Below are 19,852 nucleotides of genomic sequence, written 5' to 3'. Positions count from 1 at the left end.
ACGCAGGCTAGCCAAGCAAGGCTTTAAACATGACTGCCTCTTGGATAGCGTTACCTTTTCGCACAAAGAGGGCGAGGATGCCATCTTCGCTCCCTTTATCGAAGGTAGGGGTATAGCTAATGGTGGCGTGAAAGGTTGTGCTACTATTTCCGGCGCTCGTGGTGCTGGCACTACCAATTTCGCTGTACAGGTGATCGAAGACCTTTACCTGGCCGCTGACGCCGTTTGGGCCCTTGCCTGTGAGCGTAAAGTTGCGCGCGAGGTGGTCCAGGGGCGTGGGTTGGGTTATGAGTAGAGCATCGCTGTCGACCTGGGTTACGAGCCAGATGCCATCAGATCGGCCCTCCAGGCGGCTCAAGGTGACAGTAATCGTACCGCCATCCTGTCCCGCGTTCTTCAGGCTTACTGTGGCATCTATCCCTTGCTGCTTCAGGATGCGAGCTTGACTTGCTCCTGACCAGTTTAACAGGTTGCTGGCCATGTGTTGCGCAACCTGGCGCGGATCCAGCTTCCACTGCTCTCTGCCTCTACTCACCTGCTGTTGATCAGTTTCTGCCTGGTAGCGCGTCAGGTCAGGATAGAAGCCACGAAACGCGACGGGCAACATGCCATTCGCGCCCGGCGCCCATTTGAACTCGCGATACAGGTCAGGCTGGACCGAATCCGAAGACTGGCCTTTATTGATGCTGGAGTTCCAGTCTACCTCGCGGGTGATAACGGTATTATAGCCACTGATGCGGGCGTCGCCCTGGTAGAGTGCTTTGAGTTCCAGAATCTTTGTGGGGGCCGGACCTGTGACCTGGTCATACACATAAATATCTTTGACGCCCCCGCTTGCGCCGTTGTAGTCGACCTCGACCAGGGCTTGCAGGGTATCGTTCCCCTCCAGGTGTCCGCACGAGACTTTCGCGATGTTGTTCTGTTCACGTTGAATGCCAACAACGGCGTTCCAGTAATCCGTTGAGGCAGCGGTTGTGGGGCAAGGCTGTGTGCCCAGGGCAATCGTTTTTGTGGTTGCTGGCACATTGCGCTTAACGATGTGTTGTGTACCCGTCGTGGTTGTAGCTGCCTGGGCGCTTCCACAACTGGCGAGGAGCAGGAGGAGAAACAGGCTGAGCACGAATCCGGCAAAGGGTTGTCTATGTGAGTTAGTATGTCTACGCTGATTCTCTCGGACCTCTCTATACATGATTCCTCCGCTGCCTTGTTCGCGCTCTACTATATTCTCTCTATGCTAAACGGCTCGCCCTTGCGGTCTACTCTTCTAATTCGTTGCGTTCACTTTATGGCGCGCCAGATCTTCACCTGTTTATCATCTCCACCGGACGCGATTGTGGTTCCGCTTGTGGGCGACCAGGCCAGGCCATATGTGGTTGTCTGCAAAATATTAGTATAGAGCCTATCGCCCTCGAAGGGCGGCCAGATCTGGATCGTGCGATCATCGCCTCCCGAGGCGATGGCGGTCTCCGTCGATGACCAGGCAATGGCATTGACATTGCCTCTATGTCCAGTATAGACTCTGGCTTTCTCACCGCTGACAATACTCCAGACATGTACCTGGCTATCTTTGCCACCGGATGCCAGGTAATTTCCATGAGGGGACCAGCTCAGCGCAAGCACTGAGTCGCTATGCTGGTGGTTGATGACTGCCTGCTTGCTTGCCACTTCCCAGATGACAACGCTATTCTCGTTCAGGGCGGAGGAGGCAATTTGTGCGCCTTGAGGTGACCATGCCAGCGCGGAGATGCCATGGGCATGTCCTTCGTAACGTTCGAGGAGATTACCACTGATTGGCTCCCAGAGCTGGATAGTGGTATCTTTGCTGCCCGAGGCCAGTGTCTGCCCATCGGGCGACCACGAGAGCGCGCTGACGGCTTCACTATGTCCGGTATACTTCTGTGTAAGCTTACCACTCAAGGGATTCCAGACATGAACAGTACTATCGTCGCTGGCGGAGGCCAGGAAGCGTTCATCAGGCGACCAGGCGACCGCATTTACTCTCCGTGTGTGTTGGCGGTAGCTTGTGATGCGCTTGCCTGTCTGTGTCTCCCAGACATTAACTGTGCCATTGGCGCAGCCGGAGGCGAGATAGGTCCCTTTGGGAGACCAGCTTAGGGCCAGCGCAGTCGCGTCCAGCGCGAATGTGCGCAAAACGTATCCAGGAGTATTGGTAGGCGTCTTCGATTGAGCTGGGGGAGGCGTGGTTTGATGGCTAAAGAAGAAAATACTGCCCGCGCTTGCGACAAAGGCGGCGCCCGCCAGACCAAGCAGCACATTGCGCCGGGTGAGATTGGCTAGCTGGGCTTTTGTGTTCTGTGTCACACGCTTTTTGATGTGTTCAAAATCTTTCGTTGAGCGTGCCAGGTCAGAGAGAGGCGGTTTGGACTGTGGCAGACTCAGTCTCTGAGTCTCATGTGACGCGACCTCTTCCTGGTGTTGGCGGTTGATAAGAGAGGTATGATGGACGCTTGCGGGCGTCGTTATATTCAGACCGGAGGCCTCTCCAAAGGCACGCGCGAACTCCTGCACTGTCGCGTAGCGTTGATTGGGATCTTTCGCGAGTCCCTTCATAATGACCTCTTCTACGGCCGTGCTAATCATAGGATTGCGTGCCCTTGGAGAGGGGGGAATGACATTGAGGTGCTGGAGGAGGAGCGAGCCAGGGTTTCCACGGTAGGGGCGCTCGCCGCATAGCCATTCATAGACGGTGAGCGCGAGTGAGTACTGGTCACTGGCGTAGGTTGGTTTCTCCATCCATTGTTCAGGTGCCATATAGAAATAGGTACCTGCCAATCCGGGCATACTCAACTGGCTGATCTCGGCGTTATGGTGGCTGATAAAGGCAATGCCAAAATCACTGAGGATCAGCTCACCTCGGCGATTGAGTAAGATATTCTCTGGTTTGACGTCGCGATGGACAATACCCTGGCTATGGGCATAGTCGAGGGCATCGGCAATCTTTTCCAGATAGGAGTAGATCAGGGTTGGTTTAAGGATACTGCCTTCTGGATGGCGTCTGCGTAACGTACCATAGGGCAGAAACTCCATAATGAGATATGGTGTTCTTTCATCTACGCCGAAACGTTGGACCTTGACGATATGTGGATGGCGCAGGCTGGTAACAATACGGCTTTCTTTATAGAATTTGCGAATTTGAGCTTCATCAAGTTGTCCAGGTAGTGTGTGAAGCAGTTTAATTGCGACGAGTTCCTGGGTCTGTATATGTTCTCCACGGTAGACCTGGGCGAAGCCTCCCTCGCCCATTAACCGTGTGAGCCGGTAATCGCCTATACGCTGGCCTACACGAGAGTTGCCTTCAGCCATAATAAAATACGTCTTTCCTCTTCTGCATGTTTTGCGGGAGCCCTCTCCCTCCTCTACTCGCGTTATCTACACCCATCCACTTCCCACTGCATGCGATCTGGCGGCGTTATCTGGTGAATTTCCCCTGTTTTTAACGATATCTCAAGCTTGTATTCCCCTACTATTAGTTAACGCGACTTTACTACGGTTTTGTAGGATGGTGCTTGTTTTTACAAGGTGAAAGTACGTTGCTCATAAAGAGCGCTATTGGAAAATTCTATTTTCACGTGTGCCCATGTGTAAGTACGTTTACGATTATAATAGGCTCTACCTTCTATGTAAAGAGCATAACCTGCCGCTCCTACGTCTCTAGTAAGTAGCCTCGCCCGCTTTGATATTTATGCAGATATTCTCTTTATATAGATCGAGGCGGTCGCCTGAGTCTCTAGAAAAAGTGCTTCAGCGTTTACCATATAAGACTCCGAAAGGAAGTTCCCCCTACGCGCTGTTCTCAGCGTCTGCGACGCTTCGCAGGGTCAGATTGTGTGATGGCAGGGCTGGCGAAGCCAGCCCTGCCATCACACAATCTGACCCTGCGAGCCACGAAGTGGCGAGAAGTTTTGAGGTAGATATCTCTACATATGAGGAACGGTTTTTGTGAACTAGTTTATAGCGTAGCGTGCGGTTATATCTTACTATTGGAAGAGAAATCCCATGCCTATTGGACTTTTGTTTTATAATAGGTAATTGATTGAATAGATCTATTCACAAGATTGTATTGTGTCCTCTTTTTCATATTTCTGTTTTTATCAAGCTATTTCATCGCTTGTCGTTCAACTTTCAAAAGGAGAATCCGGTTTATGGCTTACGATCCCAACGCGCCAGGTAACAACCCGGGTGGAATGCCACCTCCCAATACACCGTATGGTCCCACAAATTATGGTGCGCCGCCGCCGCCACCTCCGGGACCGTCTGATCCCTATCAATCGCAACAGCCTTACAATCCATACGCGCCTTCGACGCCATCCTATCCCCCTGTCCCAAATCCGAACAGTTCGCCCGCGTATCCTTCGCAGCCTGGGATAAGTGGTGCAGGATATAATGATCCTACTTATGTCTCGCCGTCAGCTCAGGGGTACCAGGCGCCTCCGGTGCAGCCAGGACCGAGCTATCCTGGCTATCCTCCTGTGAATCAAGGCTATCCACAACAAGGCTTTGTACCACCACCACAAAAGAAAGGGTCATCGGGCGGGAAAATCGCCCTGATCATACTGGCGGTCGTTGTTGTGCTGGCTGGTATTGGTATCTTTAGCGCATCGGCGTACAATACATCTCAGGGCAATGCGCATGCCACGGCCACGGCCCAGGCGCAAGGTGCCAAAGCCACAGCGAATGTCCAGGCGACTGCGACCTATATGGCGTCGCACTTCCCTTTTAGTAGCAAGCTGATACTCAATGATTCGTTGAGCGGTAACAATCCTGCGCATGGTTGGATGTCTGATAAATATTGCTCGTTCAGCAATAGTATGTATCATGCCTCAGAAACGAAGACCAGTACGTTTGTGACCTGTTCTGCTAAGAGCACAAACTATACCGACTTTTCTTTTGAAGCAACGATGCAGAACTTCATTGGTAATGCAGGTGGACTCGTCTTCCGTGGGGACGAAGATCAGCAGAACTACTACCTTTTCCTGGTCTTCTATGATGGCTCATTTGGCTTCTATAGCTATAGCACGTCATCCCATACGAAAAAGATTATTACCGGCAACGTGGATAACTTTAGCATAACTAAGCCCATTCGCCTGGGCGTAACGGCACAGGGGAACTCATTTAAGTTCTTCGCCGATGGTCAGCAGATTGGCCAGGCCACGGATAGCACCTACTCTCATGGCCAGGTGGGAGTTGCGGTTGACAACGATGCCTTAATTACTGAGGCTAACTTTAGCAATGCTAAGGTGTGGCAACTCTAGGACACAACCAAAAGAAGGTTAAGAGCGACAAACCGCTCTTAACCTTCTTTCTTTTTGCTTGCTATAACTTCTTTGTCTGACGATCAGGATCGGCGCCAGTTAAAGGCGACATTGATAATGATAACTGCGAGTGAGATGATACCAAGACCGATCAGCCTGGCTACGGTGGAAATGGGGTTGAGGTCATCTCCGCCGCTCAAGAGAATCGCACTGATGGGTACAAACATGACCACAGAGACAATGCCCAGGGCCAGGCGCTGCCCCGAAGATACGCCCTTGCTGGTGAAGTGTGTCTGCCCAATCTTCTGGGCGCTCATGTCATAGCTGGGTGGTTGATAGGTCTGGCTGCTTTGCGGCTCGCTGGCTGGCTGATCTGTATAGGCGTTAGCCTGGTAGCCGCGATATTCATCATCTTGTGGATACATCTGTTGAGGCATTCTGCGCTTTTCCTTTCGCGTCGAGCATAAGGTGATGCATATTTTTGAATCCCAGTGAATCCCGGCGAATCCTGTAGAATCCTGGCTACCAGTCTTTACGTATGAGCTTGAGAAAAGTTTAGGTTCGGCAGGCTAGGCCTTGCTCATTGAGGTGCGAAGTGCCTCTTTCTCGACTTCTTGTGCCAGGCTCACAATCGCGCCATCCATCGCGCGTAGTGGTTTCTCCAGAACTGATCCGTGACCAGTTGCCAGGCGCGAGGGTTCCTGGAAGCGCAGCTTGCGTGCGCTCTCCAGCGCCGTGAGCTTATGCCAGGTTGCCAGCGCGGGTAGGGGGAAGAGCAGGCGCATGGTTCCAGCGGCCGCTGTTCCACCCAGAGTTTGAAAGGCATCGCCTACGATTAATGTCTGATCGCGTTCGTCGAGAAACGAGGCGTGCCCTGGTGTATGACCTGGGGTCGCGAGCACACGCAGCGAGCCAACATGCTCGCCCTCGCGCAGAAGCTGCGTGGGCCTTGTCGTGACGATTGGATAGCTTCCCTTGAGAGGAACCTGGGCTTCATGTGCCCCCAGTTCTTTGTTGCCAGCCAGCAAACGTGCCTCGCGCTCAAGCAGCATAATCTTTGCCTGGGGAAGCGCCGCATGCAGCTCATCAAGTGAGCCAACGTGATCTCCATGGGCGTGCGTGAGCAAGATACGCGTAATATTCCTACCCAGCTGGCGTGCCGCGTCAATGATTTGCTGACCCGAGCCAGCAATCATCGTATCAATAAGGGTGAGGCCATCCTCTTCGAGGACAAAATAGCAATTAAAAATACCCAGCTTGGTCAGTTGTACCAGGTATTTTCCATGTGTCTTGATCTTCATTAAATTATTTCTCTACTTCTAGCGATGTGCCTTGATCGCTGATGCGATAAAATAAACTCTTCTATATATGCACACATATTTACTCTAAGTGACCCCCCCTGGTTTTGTCAAGGAAAGTAGGCAAAATTTGCCTTGACAGGGTGTCCTTCTCTTGCTATGCTTTATCTGGACAGAGAAAATATAGCAGTTCGTAATATCCCCTCTGCTTGAGCATAACCCTGGGAGTGCGTTCTTCGTAGAAGAGAGTAGTCAGGAGAAACGTATAGAAGAAGAGTAGCTAGACGATCAGGTAGTGGCTGTCGCCTTTGCTGCTGTTCCACTGGAGAATAGAGTATGTGGTATAACAACAATTACAGGCGACCTCCCCGTATGCGTAGGCGCTTCTTCTTTCCTTTTGTCATTCCTTTTATCTTTTTAGTATCGATGCACTCTTTTAATGTTTTCTTCTTAACGCTGCTGGTCATGGGAGTCGTGGCCCTCATTGCTACGCTCGTCACTCAAAACGCGAACGCAGGTCGTAACTCTTACCGTCCACCTATGCAGAATCAAGCGCCGCCAAATCCACAGGATTACCAGAATCCATACTATCAGCCCTATCAGAGTCCGGACCAGGCGACCTCTTATTATCAGCCATATCGCCAGGGGTATCAAGTGCAGCAGCCACAGGCAGCCAGCGCAGATTCCGCTCAAGATGTAGCCGCAGATCAGTACCAGCGCTCTACTGCTGAGCAGTATGAACAGCCGCTTGCTAACTATCCCGAGCCCATGCCACCTATGCAACAGTAAGCGCCAACGGCCTATGCATGTACTTCATATCCGAAAACCCTGAGCGCTAAGCGCTAGTCACGCCAGTGACGTTGGGTTTCGGAATAAGATCTTAGTGAAAGACAAAAAGCACGACTTCTCTTTGTTTTAAAAGAGAAGTCGTGCTTTTTGTCTGACTGGTTATAGGTGGATTAAGGGATTAGATTGGTATCTGCGTCGAGGGCCAGGACGAAGCGCGCGATAAGCTCTGCGACCTCGTCAACATCTTTGAGCGAAACCATCTCTGAGCCGGTGTGCAGGTAACGGCAAGGGATGCTGAGCAGACCTGTCGCGATGGGGCCGCGTGCGACCTGGATCGCATCGGTATCTGTGCCGGTACCGGCGGCCGAGGCCTCAACCTGGTAGCTGATGCCTGCCTCTTCCGCGGCCTTGACAAGGCGCTCATAGACGGGAAGATTAATATGTGCGCCGATAGTCAGGATGGGGCCAGCATTCATCTTCAGATCGCCCATACGATTTTTTGGAGCGCCGGGGATATCTGAGGTTGGGGCCACATCGACCGCGATGGCGATCTGTGGGTTGACACTATAGGCGCTGGTGCGCGCGCCGCGCAGGCCGATCTCTTCCTGTACAGCCGAGACAAAGAATACGCCTGCCTTCAACTGCTCGCGTTTGGCATGGATACGGCGCATCGCCTCTACCACTGCAAAGACACCGGACTTATCGTCGAGCGCTCGCGAGATGATGATATCCTTATGCAGCGTCTCCAGCTCCGCGGCACGTGTGCCAACAGAGCCAACTTTCACGCGTTCAAGCGCCTCTTCCTTACTGGAAGCACCGATATCGATCCAGAGGTCCCAGAGCTTAGGAGCCTTCTCGCGCTCCTCAGCCGAGAGGCTGTGAACGGGTTTGCGACCAACGACACCAGAGACGATACCCTTGGAAGTGTGGATGTTGACGCGGTTCCCTGGTAGGGTAGAGGCGTCGAACCCGCCAATGGGGGCGAAATAGAGATAGCCCTGCTCATCGATGTGGCGGATGAGAAAGCCGAGTTCGTCGCAGTGGGCTTCTAGCATGACGCGTAGCTCAGCCGAGGCATTGAGGGCCGCGATTACATTGCCATGTACATCGGTATGTACTTCATCGGTATACTGCTGTATCTCCTCGCGTACGACCTGCTGAGCTGGGCGCTCAAATCCAGAAGGGCTGGGGCTAGCGACCAGGCGACGGAGAAATGCAACACGTGACTCGTCCATAAAACCTCCAAACTTCTTCTCCGAAAACCCTGAGCGCGAAGCGCTAGACACGCCAGTGGCGTTGGGTTTCGGAATAAGATCAACGTTGTGTCTTGAAAAGAAATAATCTCGAATGGTAACTACTCACCTACTCTGGCACCTAACTTGTTCCAGGTGAGTTTCGTTAGGGTTAGGGTGTGTTGACAGCGCGGCGGAGCCACGCTGTCAACACACCCTAACCCTAACGAGCCACGCTGTGGCGAGAAGTCCTGAGTAGATACATTGTTTGATAGTGAACAAGAACGAGCGACCCTGAGGTAGCTTCTGTAGCTCTGAGGTACTCTTTTCTGCCAGAGCCAGGGAAGTCGAACCTCCAGGGTCGCTTAGAGACGCGCAAAAATGTTTGTTCTGCCAGTGGTTAGCGAACGAACTGTTTTAAAACTTCGTCCACACCTGGATGTGAGCGATTTAGGCGCAGGTCCTCGGCTCCAGTGGGATCAGTCTGTACCAGAAGAATATTTTGCTGAATACATGTATTGAGCAGTTCGCGTGCTGACTCGCGTGTTAAGCGGCCACGGAAACGATTCTTTGGGTTGACTGGATCACCAATGAAGTTAGAGACGCCAATAATTGTACGCCATGACCAGTTGCGGTCGATATAATCGAGGAACTGGATGAACAAAGGATCAAGCACATCCATAGTGGGAGCGCCATAGGGTGCCTGAGGGTACTGGGCGTTTCCAGGATAGTTTACGGCGGGCATCGATCCTGTATTACCGCTTGAATATGGAGCACTCGGAATGGGTAACGAGCCAGTATTACCTGACACGCCATTGGATGTGAGTCCCCCTGGCACAAGGGGAACAAACTGGTTCGCGCTGCTTATTAGATCTCGGCTGACGGTTCCTGGAATACCGACAACAATAACATTTTTGTTCAAACGTAGCTTTAGACGAGCACTGATACGCGTGAAATCTTTATCGCCTGTCATTAAAACAAAGGTTGAAATGGTAGGTCGATCAAAGACGGTCTCAATAATATCCATCAGCATATTCAGATCGACGGTGCTCTGTACCACAGTACTTTGCACAATCGTGCTGTTTCCGGAGTTCACGGCGGGCATATGACCAGTGTTTCCGGTATGAATAGTGGAATATCCTAAGGGACCTGTGTTGCTTGGGGCCAGAGACGTCCCGGCTGGTTGAGGTGTCTGGTCATATGGACGTTGTTGATAGGAAGAGGGGCGAAACGCCTCACGATTCTGATAATCATTTGAAAAATCTTCATCGGGGATGTGTTCGTCGTCGAAGTTCTCTTCTATCTCATCTCTAGCTGAGGGAAGCGCATCATCTGTCTCGTCAGGCCATCCCTGGCTTAGCCCTTGTTGTGGCTGAATGGCTGGAAGCGAACCTGAACTGGCTGACATTCCACTAGGCCATGGGCGTGGAAAAGAGCCTGTATTCTGTTCTGCAACATAGCTCTGCGCACCAAGGGGGCCGGTTGGAGTATTGGAGGCATAGTGGATTGTCCCCATGCGTATGCGGTCACGTTGTTTTGCTGGACAATCAACACGATCAATCATTGCAGCCGTCAAGCTACCTTTGAAGGGCTCGGGTTGACGTGACCAATCTGCATAAGCGCGAGCAACCATTACTGTTCCATAGCGACGAGCCACCGCGATCAACTCTTGTGGATCGGGTTCTCGTCGTTGAATATTTAGCATACTGTAACGTATGTTCTCAAAGTCAATGAATAAAGCAATATCTTCGGGCACAACCTTCTCCTCTCGTTGGGAGAAACCGCGCAGGCCAAGATTTATGATTGTTCAGGTGCTCGGATAACCTTACAGTAACCCTAATACTATGAGCATATCATACTTTATTAGTAAAGTCGAGAGGCCTACGCTTTACTTAGCGTACCATCCTATGGTATATTCTTAAGTTAAGAATGGACTGTTTACAAAGAGTATAAAGTCATGGAACTAACAAAGACCCACCTCGATGATGCCGTTTGTCCAGTGGCACGTACCGCTGCGATTATTAGCGGTAAATGGACCTTGCTGATCATACGCGATCTGGCCTCTGGCCTGAAGCGTTTTCATCAACTGGAGCGATCCCTTTGTGGCATTAGCCCCAAAACTCTTTCTGAACGGCTGCGCTCGTTAGAAGTGGAGGGGATCGTCATACGACAAACCTATGCCGAAGTTCCCCCTCGTGTGGAATACTCTCTAACTGAGAAAGGGCAGGACCTTGTTTCCGTTATTGATTGTATGCGTAGTTACGGAAAACGCTGGTTGTGCCAGGATGAACCTGCCTCTGAAAGAGAATAATACACTTTCCACCCGTTTCCCTGCTTAAAATGAGAGAGGAACCGAGAACACCCCGGTTCCTTGATGCAAATGCCATACCTAATGAGTAGCGTTATAGAACGGACCCTACCAATTCTCGATCATACTGCGCCAGGAAGCGATGGAGCACACCATCATCAGCTGAAGCGTTCGCCGCAGCTGGCTGTCCTGCTTGCGCTTTTAATAGTTCATACAAACTCGCAATATCATAATGCATTTGTACTAGAAGCTGGCCGTCGCTATTAAATCCTTCTACAACAAGGCCATCCTCTTCTTCATGGATTGCGATGCTCTTCGCGCCGATCTGATCCAGAACCTGACCGACAGCATGCAAAACGTTCGCATAACTGATTGTGGCCGGCATTGAAACCTCCCTAAATAGTCGGAGACTGTTTCGTGAAAGTCTGTAGACTGCTTTGTCGAACCGCAAAGCACCATTGCTTTTCGCTTGGTGATTTGTCAGTATTCCTACTCGATACCACACTCAGAATATTTTATCATTACGTACATGGCACGTCAAGTTCACCGTTTTATGGGTTTATGTAAAAAGACAACGATAAATGCATTTATTTCTATCTTTGTTACCCTTCCCCTTGTAGAGCCTGCTCTCGCCCCTGTGGCGCTCGCCTGGATTGATAGGTGGTGGTACGCCCCTTATTTGGGGTAGTGGATGCTATGCTGTTTGGAAGTCTGCGACTGCCAGGGCGTCCATCTATTTGCCTAACCCGATGTGCCCCTTGCCCCTTATTTGGGGTAGTAGGTGTGACATCAAAAAGTTGTACAGAAGGGGCAATTTTTTCAGCGTGCAAAAAATTACCGCGAAAAAGTGTTGACAAGTTTCCGTGGATGTGGCATATTATGCAGGCACCGCGCGAAGCGAGGTGAAAACAAGATTGTACACTTAACAACTAAAGAATACATAGTTACTTCAATTTTGCTGAGCGAGCACGTTGACACGTAAGTGTTCAACCGTGACGGAAGTCATGTTCAGCTCGTGACAGTGAGAAAAGAAGACCGAGATCCCATACAACAAGGGTAACACTAACAAGAAGAAGCAGACAAGGCAGAACAAGCGAAACAGAGTACGAGGTGGATGCCTTGGCGCTGAAGACCGATGAAGGACGCGGAGACCGGCGAAACGTTCAGGGGGAGCTGCATCCAAGCGATGAGCCCTGAGATTCCGAATGGGGCAACCCCTCCAGAGTGATGTCTGGAGACCTATCGCTGAACACATAGGCGATATGGAGGATCGTGGGTGAACTGAAACATCTCAGTAGCCTGCGTAAGAGAAATCAACCGAGATTCCCGTAGTAGTGGCGAGCGAACCGGGAAGAGCCCAAACCATCTATTCCTCGTGAATAGGCGGGGTTGTAGGACTTCTATCAGCAGACGTTTTCTTACTCGAAGGCATTGGAACGTGCCACCAGAGGGGGTGAGAGTCCCGTAGAGGACGAGAGAACGACTGTGAGAAGTATCCTGAGTACCACGAGACACGTGCAATCTTGTGGGAAGCTGGGGGGACCACCCTCCAAGGCTAAAGAACTTCAGCGACCGATAGCGAACAAGTACCGTGAGGGAAAGGTGAAAAGTACCCCGAGAGGGGGATGAAAGAGTCCCTGAAACCACGTACTCACAAGCAGTCAGAGGCCACTGTGCCGTTGCGGCACCAAGGGCTGATGGCGTGCCTTTTGTAGAATGATCCGGCGAGTGCATCGCACGTTGCAGGTTAACCAGCGCTAAAGCTGGGGAGCCAGAGGGCAACCGAGTCTGAAACAGGCGTACTGTGTAGCGGCGATGCGACCCGAAACCGTGTGAGCTACCCATGAGCAGAGTGAAGCGGATGTAACAGTCCGTCGAGGCTCGAACCCACCAGTGTTGCAAAACTGGGGGATGACTTGTGGGTAGGGGTGAAATGCTAATCGAACACGGAGATAGCTGGTTCTCCCCGAAATGTATTGAGGTACAGCCACCTGAAACGACTATCCTGGAGGTAGAGCACTAGATAGGCTAGGGGCCCTGTGCGGGTTACCAACCCTACTTAAACTCCGAATGCCAGGACAGGATCCAGGTGAGTGAGACGGCGGGGGCTAAGCTTCGTCGTCAAAAGGGAAACAGCCCAGACCATCGGCTAAGGTCTCCAAATCGATGCTCAGTGTCAAAGGGGGTCAATGCGCCCAAACAGCCAGGATGTTGGCTTAGAAGCAGCCATCATTTAAAGAGTGCGTAATAGCTCACTGGTCGAGTGCAATGGCACCGACAACGTATCGAGGCTTAAGCATCGTACCGAAGCCGTGGATCTCTACCTTGTGTAGAGATGGTAGGGGAGCGTTCTCGACGCCTGAGAAGCCAGACCGTAAGGACTGGTGGAGGTAAGAGAAGTGAGAATGCCGGAATGAGTAGCGTAATGTCTGCGAGAACCAGACACACCGAATGCCTGAGGGTTCCTGGGCAACGTCAATCGTCCCAGGGTGAGTCGGGCCCTAAGCCGAGGGCGTCATGCCGTAGGCGATGGAAAGCAGGTCAGAGAATCCTGCACCGGAACGTTTCGTTATGAGCAATGGGGGGACGCGGTAGGGAAGGTGAGCCGATCGAATGGACAGGATCGGTGCCTCTGTTGAAGCGCGTGACCGAGGAAAATCCCGGACACAGTATGCGTAACACTGAGGCCGAGCGCCCGCGAGGGTGCGGAAGTCATTGGTCCCCAGGCCGTCAAGAAAAGCCTCTCGCCAGAAATTGTTCCGCCCGTACCGCAAACCGACACTGGTAGGCAGGGGGAAATCTCCCCAGGTGATCGAGCGACCCTCTGTTAAGGAACTCGGCAAATTAACCCCGTACCTTTGGAAGAAGGGGTGCCTGCGTAGCTGCCTCCCTCGGGAGGTGGTGAGAAGGTTGCAAGAAATCGGCTCAAGCGACTGTTTACCAAAAACACAGGTCTCTGCGAACGCGAAAGCGGAAGTATAGGGGCTGACTCCTGCCCAGTGCCGGAAGGTTACGAGGAGTGGTGTGCGTAGCCACGAATCTAAGCCCCGGTGAACGGCGGCCGTAACTATAACGGTCCTAAGGTAGCGAAATTCCTTGTCGGGTAAGTTCCGACCCGCACGAAAGGAGTAACGACTTGAGCGCTGTCTCGACAGAGGACTCGGCGAAATTGAAGTACCCGTGAAGATACGGGTTACCCACGACAGGACAAAAAGACCCCGTGGAGCTTTACTACAGTTTGGCCTGGAAACGAAGTATGGTGTGCGTAGCATAGGTGGGAGCCGGAGAACTCATCCTTGTGGGGGTGAGGGAGGCAGCAGTGAAATACCACTCTCACCATGGTTTGTGTCTCACACGTCACCGTGATCCGGGACGTGAACAGGGCCAGATGGGTAGTTTGACTGGGGCGGTCGCCTCCCAAAGAGTAACGGAGGCGCCCAAAGGTTCCCTCAGGGTGGATGGACATCACCCTTTGTAGAGTGTAAAGGCACAAGGGAGCTTGACTGTGAGGCTGACACGCCGAGCAGGGACGAAAGTCGGGCTTAGTGATCCCACATTCCCGTGTGGAAGGAGTGTGGCTCAACGGATAAAAGCTACCCCGGGGATAACAGGCTTATCTTGCCCAAGAGTTCACATCGACGGCAAGGTTTGGCACCTCGATGTCGGCTCGTCGCATCCTGGGGCTGGAGTAGGTCCCAAGGGTTGGGCTGTTCGCCCATGAAAGCGGCACGCGAGCTGGGTTCAGAACGTCGCGAGACAGTTCGGTCTCTATCCGTCGTGGGCGTCGGAAAAGTGAGGGGAGTCATCTTCAGTACGAGAGGACCGAGATGGCTTGACCGCTAGTGCGCCAGTTGGGGGGCCTCCTCCAGAGCTGGGTAGCTACGTCAAGAAGGGATAAGCGCTGAAAGCATCTAAGCGCGAAGCCGACCCGAAGATAACTTTTCCCACTCTCTTTTGAAGAGTCAAGATCCCAGGAAGAAGACCTGGTGGATAGGCTGCGCGTGGACGCCTGGTAACAGGTGGAGCGGAGCAGTACTAATGATCGTACGGCTTGTTTCCCAGTGTGTTTCTTCATGAGTGGTGTGCGTCTCCTGTTGTGTGTGAGAGCGGTCTTTGATCGGACCTGAGCACGAGCGAGAGGGCTTGGCGGCACGGGGAGCATGAGCGGGCCAGCGTGGCTCAGCAAAATTGAGGTAACTATGAATTCTTTAGTGTGATGTGTACAGACAAATAGCCGTTGTTATGCGATAAAACGCATGACCACGGTCTTTTTGTTTTTGGTTAGTTATTCATTTGTCTTCACCAAACATGGCAATCGCGCAATGAATTTCTTGCTGAACTTCGGTATCCTCTTCACTCATTAGGGCTGCCTGTAGCGCCTGGTATGCCTCCAGGCCCTGGAGCCTGCCCAGGGCCCATGCCGCGTGCCCACGGACCAGCGCCTCCTGGTCGTGCAATGCGCCGATAAGGGCGGGCACAGCTTCTCGGTTGCCACTATTGCCCAGGGCGACACAGACGTTGCGCAGCAACCCCCGACGCTTGGTACGCTTGATGGGGCTATGCCGGAAGCGCTCACGGAACTCCTCTTCACTTAGGGCTAGAAGTGGTATAAGCTCCGGCTCACTGCCCACGGCTGGCCGTTTAAGGAATTCCTGGTGAGGCTGGAAGGTCGCCTGGCGCTCTGTGCTGCGGCGATTGACGGCCTCCAGGGCCACAAATTGAGGTTGCCCTTGCTGATCGCGTAGGCCCAGGCGACGTTCCGCGACCTTGTTGACGGGACAGACCTCCTGACAGATGTCGCAGCCGAAGATATAGTTTCCTATCAGCGGGCGGAGTTCAAGAGGAATGCTACCGCGCAACTCGATGGTCAAGAAAGAGATACAGAGCCGATTATCGAGTTCGTAGGGGTTGGTGAGCGCGCCTGTCGGGCAGGCATGCAGGCATATTTCACAGTGTCCACAATTGGCTTTGAGGGGTTCATCGGGCTCGAGAGGAACATTCGTTACGATCTCGGCCAGAAAGAGCCATGATCCCCAGCCATGCGTCAGAATATTGGTGTTTTTTCCATACCAGCCCAGTCCCGCACGTTGGGCCACAGCGCGATCTACCATACGGCCTGTGTCGACGAAGAGCCGAGCTTCGGCCTCACTTCCCAACTCGCTGCGCGTATACTCCCTCAGCCACTCGGCAAAACGCTGTAACCTGGGCTTAATGATGTCGTGATAGTCATCGCCCCAGGCGTAGCGCGCGATACGCCCACGTGGCCCCTCCCCCTCTTCGTTTCCTGGCTGCTCTGTCAGGTAAGTCATACCCAGCGAGATAATCGATTGGGCCTCGGGAAGAAGCGCATCCGGGTGGCATGAGACATCTGCGCGCTCGCTGGTATACCAGGGCAATCCATCCATCAAGCCCCGGCTGATGCGCTCTTTAATAATCCCTTTGGCCTCGGTAAAGGCTTCTGCCGTGGTGATGCGGACGGTGTCAAAGCCCAGCTCGTAGGCGTATTCTTTTACAACTTGTGTCTCTAACATGCTGCTATCGCTCTAGTTTGTGATTTCACGTTGTTTGTTGAACCACCAGGAGATGCCCAGGAAAAGTACCAGGTAGGCGGCGATAACGAGGAGGGCATGGAGATTGCTCAATTGAGCGGTTTGCAAGCTAAACACGTATGCTGCCTGATTTTGTATCAAGGCCTCCAGGTTATTGCTGATAAAGAGATCGGGAAGCTGGTGGAGAATGTCGCCAATAATATTCTGAAAAAGGGGGGCGCTTAACAGAAGTGTTCCTTTAAGAATATTCTCCAGCACCCACCAGACGAGAGCTCCTGAGACACCGGCTGCCGAGTTGCGTCCTACGGTTGCCAGGGTCAGGGCGAGTATGCCATACCAGAAAAGATTTAGGATCTGAGCCAGGAGATAAAGCAGAAAGTGCCAGGCCCAGGTCGCATCCACAAAATCCAGGTTTGTGGCGTTTCCGATGACGAGATTCAGGATAGTACTACTGATCAGGCCTGCCAGAAAGAGCAGGAGAAAACCCAGTATGCTTGAGAAAAGGATCGCTCCTACCTTGGCGTATAAAAATTGGGCGCGTGTTGGACCACGTGTATAGATCAGACGTACTGTGCCCACATTATACTCGCCACCCACAATAGTACCGGCGAGTATGACGATGAGGATAAGCCCACCAAATTGCATAAGTTGCGTAATGGTGTTTACCGCATCAGGCAGGCCCAGCACACCGTTATATTGTTGCAATTGTGCGCGCTGCTGAGCCTCGGCGCGTGCCAGGTCCTGCGCGTTTGCCGGGTGGTCTAGGCAATATGGTGGCTTGAGTTGCCCGTGGGTTGTGCAGCGAGGGGGAAGCCAGTTGCGCGTTGGGGTGCCAGCTAGAAAGAGCGCAGGTAAGGCGATACCCACGAAAGAGAGTACCATCAAAAGTATGCCTACAATGAGGAGCACTTTAGACATTCCTCGCCGACGGAGCTTGTAGAGTTCTACACCGGTCAGACGTATAATTACACTCAGGTAGTCCTGGCGTCCCATGACAACAGTGTCACGCCGTGATGGGGTCTGCGAGGAAGTCACAATGCTGGCTTGATGCTCGTGCTGGGCCTGGCTATCCATGTTTTTCCTCCCCTTCCAGGACCTGGTTACTTTCATGTATGATGACATCTGCGTGCGCAAGATGCTCGGCCAGCGCCTCCATGCCTGTATGGTTGCCTGCTCCACCTGTGGTAACTTCGAGGAAGACATCCTCCAGGTTCCCCTCGCGCGGGCGGATCTCCGCGGCAAAGATGTCATTGTGCGCAAGCAGGGCATTGACCTCTGATGAGTGGGTGATGGGCGCCTCTATCAGGAGTACTGGCTGCATGTCCCGCTTGTTCTCCAGCTTTACCCCATGCAGCCAGGTGGATGCGTGTTCCTGGTGCTGCTGTATGATAGCGAGGGCGCGCTCGCTTTCTTGTGGCGTATTTAGTCGAACTTCAATCATCTCGCTTATCTGGAGCAGAGTGGGGACTTCACCCTGCTTGAGTAAGTTCCCTTTTTGCATGATCGCGACGCGGTTACAGACCTGTTGGACCTCGTGGAGCAGATGGCTGGAGAGGAAAATGGTCTTACCTAACTCTGAGAGGCGCTTGATTAACTTGCGAATCTCAATCATACCGGCTGGATCCAGGCCATTGGTTGGTTCGTCGAGTAGGACTAGCTCTGGATCGGTCAGGAGCGCGGCGGCGATGCCCAGGCGCTGTTTCATTCCAAGCGAATACTGGCGGAAGTTTAACTTCTGGTAGGAGCGCAACTCAACTATTTCAAGTACCTCGGCCAGGCGGCGATCATTGGATTTCCCGGACATCATGCCCGAGGTTGCCGCTACAACGCGCAAGTTATCGAGTCCAGAGAGATAAGGGTAGAATACCGGCGTCTCTACAATAGCCCCTACACGTTGCAGAATATGGGGCAGTTGGTGCGCGTTATCCATCCCAAAAATAATCGCGCTGCCAGCTGTTGGACGAATCAGGCCCAACAGCATACGAATGGTCGTGGTCTTTCCTGAGCCATTGGGACCCAGGAAGCCAAATACATCTCCGCGCATGACTTGTAGGTGTAGATCATTGACCGCCACCAGGTTTCCAAACGCCTTGGTGAGTCGATTGGTGCTAATCACAATATTCTTGTCATAAGAAGGAGAAATATACTTCACCGGTTGCTCCCTCTGGAGAAAAAGCTTCTTTTCATATCCCACTTTCTAACTCACCCAATGTGCACGTTGTTGGCGTGATACCTCGCGCCTGCGGCTTTCACTCCATAGACGCCACGTTTACGGCGCGTCGATTTATCATAATGAATTACACCCCACCCTCTACCCGTCGCTGACAGTATGCATGCTTTTGTGGCTGGTGGCAAGTCCTTTGGTTTTATCTCGTACACTAGAAATGTTGAAGCATTTCCATGTTTAAGGTCTCTCATGCCGCTTCCAGCAAACCATGCAAGGAGTCTAACATGCAAGATCAAGATCCTAGGAGCCATCTTCCTGATAAGCCAACGGTACCGTTGTCCGGCCACGCACATCCTCCAGTGCATGAGGATGAGGCGCAGGGGCCACCCACTGTTGAGAAACAGGAGCCTATTGCATCAAGCTCATCAACCTATCCGCCTGGAACCGATGTTGTCCCGGCAGATACCATGGCGGACAAGATTTATGAGGCGCCTACCTATGAGGCGCTCCACGCGTACGATGAGCTTCCCCGTTCTTCAGAACCGGCCACCCCCCCATCCTCACAGGAGTATAGCTATCCACCACCTCTGATTGATGAACTACATCCATCATTTGAACACGAGTATGCCAGCTATCATTATCCACCACCTCTGGCGGAGCCATCGCCACCCCAGAGCTTTTGGGCACACAAGCCTGCGCGCTTCTGGTTGGTAGTGGGAACGCTAGTACTCCTCCTGGTTGCGCTACCCATCGTTCTGTTGCAGGGGATCTCGTACTTAAATCGCCCTACACCGATGAAGACGCTTGATACCTTTTGTGACAGTCTCGTGCATGAGCAATATCCCCAGGCATATGAGCAGTTTGGACCCGGTTTACAGTCGAGGTTACCGCGCACACGCTTTATTGTATTGCTGGCGCAGGATCGGGTGGTAAAGTGTACTCATGGAGTCGCCGATGAAAGTAACTCACCGGTTCGCGTAAATTTGAAACTTGTTCATGACTCCCAGGGGATTAATAGCGATGTGGTGACTGTAAAGCGGGAGGCGGATAATGAGTGGAAAATTGAAGAAGTCCAACGGGCTTATAACAGGCAATGAGGAAAGGCGCGTTGAGAAACTGCTCAACGCGCCTCTTGTTTATTTCGCCATCCAACTTGCTTACTTCTTATCCGAAACCCTGAGCGCGAAGCACTAGTGACGCATGCCCCCGAATGGGGTTGGGTTTCGGAATAAGATC

At 52.5% G+C, this 19,852-nt stretch carries 14 protein-coding genes and 1 rRNA gene; 5 read left to right on the top strand and 10 right to left on the bottom strand.

Annotation, left to right across the window (positions count from 1 at the left end):
• Positions 1-7: 7 nt before the first annotated feature.
• Together KRAC_RS24965 and KRAC_RS24960 are read right to left on the bottom strand one after the other, a co-directional pair.
• On the bottom strand, positions 8-1,189 hold the full coding sequence (locus KRAC_RS24965; protein ID WP_007911945.1) for a hypothetical protein: 1,182 nt from the start codon (positions 1,187-1,189) through the stop codon (positions 8-10).
• 89 nt (positions 1,190-1,278) lie between these two features.
• Complete coding sequence (locus KRAC_RS24960; protein WP_007911944.1) at positions 1,279-3,324, bottom strand: WD40 repeat domain-containing serine/threonine protein kinase; 2,046 nt, start codon at positions 3,322-3,324, stop codon at positions 1,279-1,281.
• An 839-nt stretch (positions 3,325-4,163) separates the two neighbouring features.
• Between KRAC_RS24960 and KRAC_RS24955 the strand changes: the two genes are divergently transcribed.
• A complete protein-coding gene (locus KRAC_RS24955) occupies positions 4,164-5,273 on the top strand; it encodes a hypothetical protein (protein ID WP_007911943.1) in 1,110 nt (369 codons plus the stop codon).
• An 83-nt stretch (positions 5,274-5,356) separates the two neighbouring features.
• Here the strand turns inward: KRAC_RS24955 and KRAC_RS24950 are convergent, their stop codons facing one another.
• Both KRAC_RS24950 and KRAC_RS24945 read right to left on the bottom strand, forming a co-directional pair.
• Positions 5,357-5,710 carry a hypothetical protein gene (locus KRAC_RS24950; protein WP_007911942.1) on the bottom strand — a complete coding sequence of 118 codons (354 nt, stop codon included), beginning with the start codon at positions 5,708-5,710 and terminating at the stop codon, positions 5,357-5,359.
• A gap of 132 nt (positions 5,711-5,842) precedes the next feature.
• The gene (locus KRAC_RS24945; protein WP_007911941.1) at positions 5,843-6,574 is read right to left on the bottom strand and encodes an MBL fold metallo-hydrolase; all 732 of its coding nucleotides are present in this window, start codon (positions 6,572-6,574) and stop codon (positions 5,843-5,845) included.
• A 333-nt stretch (positions 6,575-6,907) separates the two neighbouring features.
• On the opposite strand from KRAC_RS24945, the gene KRAC_RS24940 reads away from it, so the two are divergent.
• The gene (locus KRAC_RS24940) at positions 6,908-7,360 is read left to right on the top strand and encodes a hypothetical protein (protein ID WP_007911940.1); all 453 of its coding nucleotides are present in this window, start codon (positions 6,908-6,910) and stop codon (positions 7,358-7,360) included.
• A gap of 170 nt (positions 7,361-7,530) precedes the next feature.
• Here KRAC_RS24940 and KRAC_RS24935 read toward each other — a convergent pair whose 3' ends face one another.
• Both KRAC_RS24935 and KRAC_RS62425 read right to left on the bottom strand, forming a co-directional pair.
• Complete coding sequence (locus KRAC_RS24935) at positions 7,531-8,595, bottom strand: M42 family metallopeptidase (RefSeq protein ID WP_007911939.1); 1,065 nt, start codon at positions 8,593-8,595, stop codon at positions 7,531-7,533.
• 397 nt (positions 8,596-8,992) lie between these two features.
• Positions 8,993-10,348 (bottom strand): NYN domain-containing protein, encoded by a 1,356-nt coding sequence (locus KRAC_RS62425; RefSeq protein WP_007911938.1) that lies wholly within the window; start codon positions 10,346-10,348, stop codon positions 8,993-8,995.
• A 201-nt stretch (positions 10,349-10,549) separates the two neighbouring features.
• Between KRAC_RS62425 and KRAC_RS24925 the strand changes: the two genes are divergently transcribed.
• On the top strand, positions 10,550-10,903 hold the full coding sequence (locus KRAC_RS24925) for a winged helix-turn-helix transcriptional regulator (RefSeq protein WP_007911937.1): 354 nt from the start codon (positions 10,550-10,552) through the stop codon (positions 10,901-10,903).
• A 91-nt stretch (positions 10,904-10,994) separates the two neighbouring features.
• Here the strand turns inward: KRAC_RS24925 and KRAC_RS24920 are convergent, their stop codons facing one another.
• Positions 10,995-11,285, bottom strand: a complete 291-nt coding sequence (locus KRAC_RS24920; protein WP_007911936.1) for a hypothetical protein — start codon at positions 11,283-11,285, stop codon at positions 10,995-10,997.
• A gap of 702 nt (positions 11,286-11,987) precedes the next feature.
• Between KRAC_RS24920 and KRAC_RS24915 the strand changes: the two genes are divergently transcribed.
• Positions 11,988-14,959 (top strand): 23S ribosomal RNA (locus KRAC_RS24915).
• Positions 14,960-15,189: 230 nt separating this feature from the next.
• On the opposite strand, the gene queG is transcribed toward KRAC_RS24915, so the two are convergent.
• From queG to KRAC_RS24900, 3 genes are read right to left on the bottom strand one after another with little or no spacing between them, the layout of a single operon-like run.
• Entirely contained in the window at positions 15,190-16,431 is a 1,242-nt protein-coding gene (gene queG / locus KRAC_RS74655) for a tRNA epoxyqueuosine(34) reductase QueG (protein ID WP_007911935.1), read from the bottom strand.
• 12 nt (positions 16,432-16,443) lie between these two features.
• A complete protein-coding gene (locus KRAC_RS24905; RefSeq protein WP_007911934.1) occupies positions 16,444-17,523 on the bottom strand; it encodes an ABC transporter permease in 1,080 nt (359 codons plus the stop codon).
• On the bottom strand, positions 17,516-18,601 hold the full coding sequence (locus tag KRAC_RS24900) for an ABC transporter ATP-binding protein (protein ID WP_007911933.1): 1,086 nt from the start codon (positions 18,599-18,601) through the stop codon (positions 17,516-17,518). Before KRAC_RS24900 ends, KRAC_RS24905 begins: the two co-directional genes overlap by 8 nt.
• Positions 18,602-18,900: 299 nt before the next feature.
• Between KRAC_RS24900 and KRAC_RS24895 the strand changes: the two genes are divergently transcribed.
• Positions 18,901-19,713 carry a hypothetical protein gene (locus KRAC_RS24895; RefSeq protein ID WP_007911932.1) on the top strand — a complete coding sequence of 271 codons (813 nt, stop codon included), beginning with the start codon at positions 18,901-18,903 and terminating at the stop codon, positions 19,711-19,713.
• The last annotated feature ends 139 nt before the right edge of the window (positions 19,714-19,852 follow it).

It is taken from the genome of Ktedonobacter racemifer DSM 44963, from assembly GCF_000178855.1.
GTDB classification, from domain to species: domain Bacteria; phylum Chloroflexota; class Ktedonobacteria; order Ktedonobacterales; family Ktedonobacteraceae; genus Ktedonobacter; species Ktedonobacter racemifer.
This window is presented reverse-complemented; position numbering and strand designations above follow the sequence as displayed.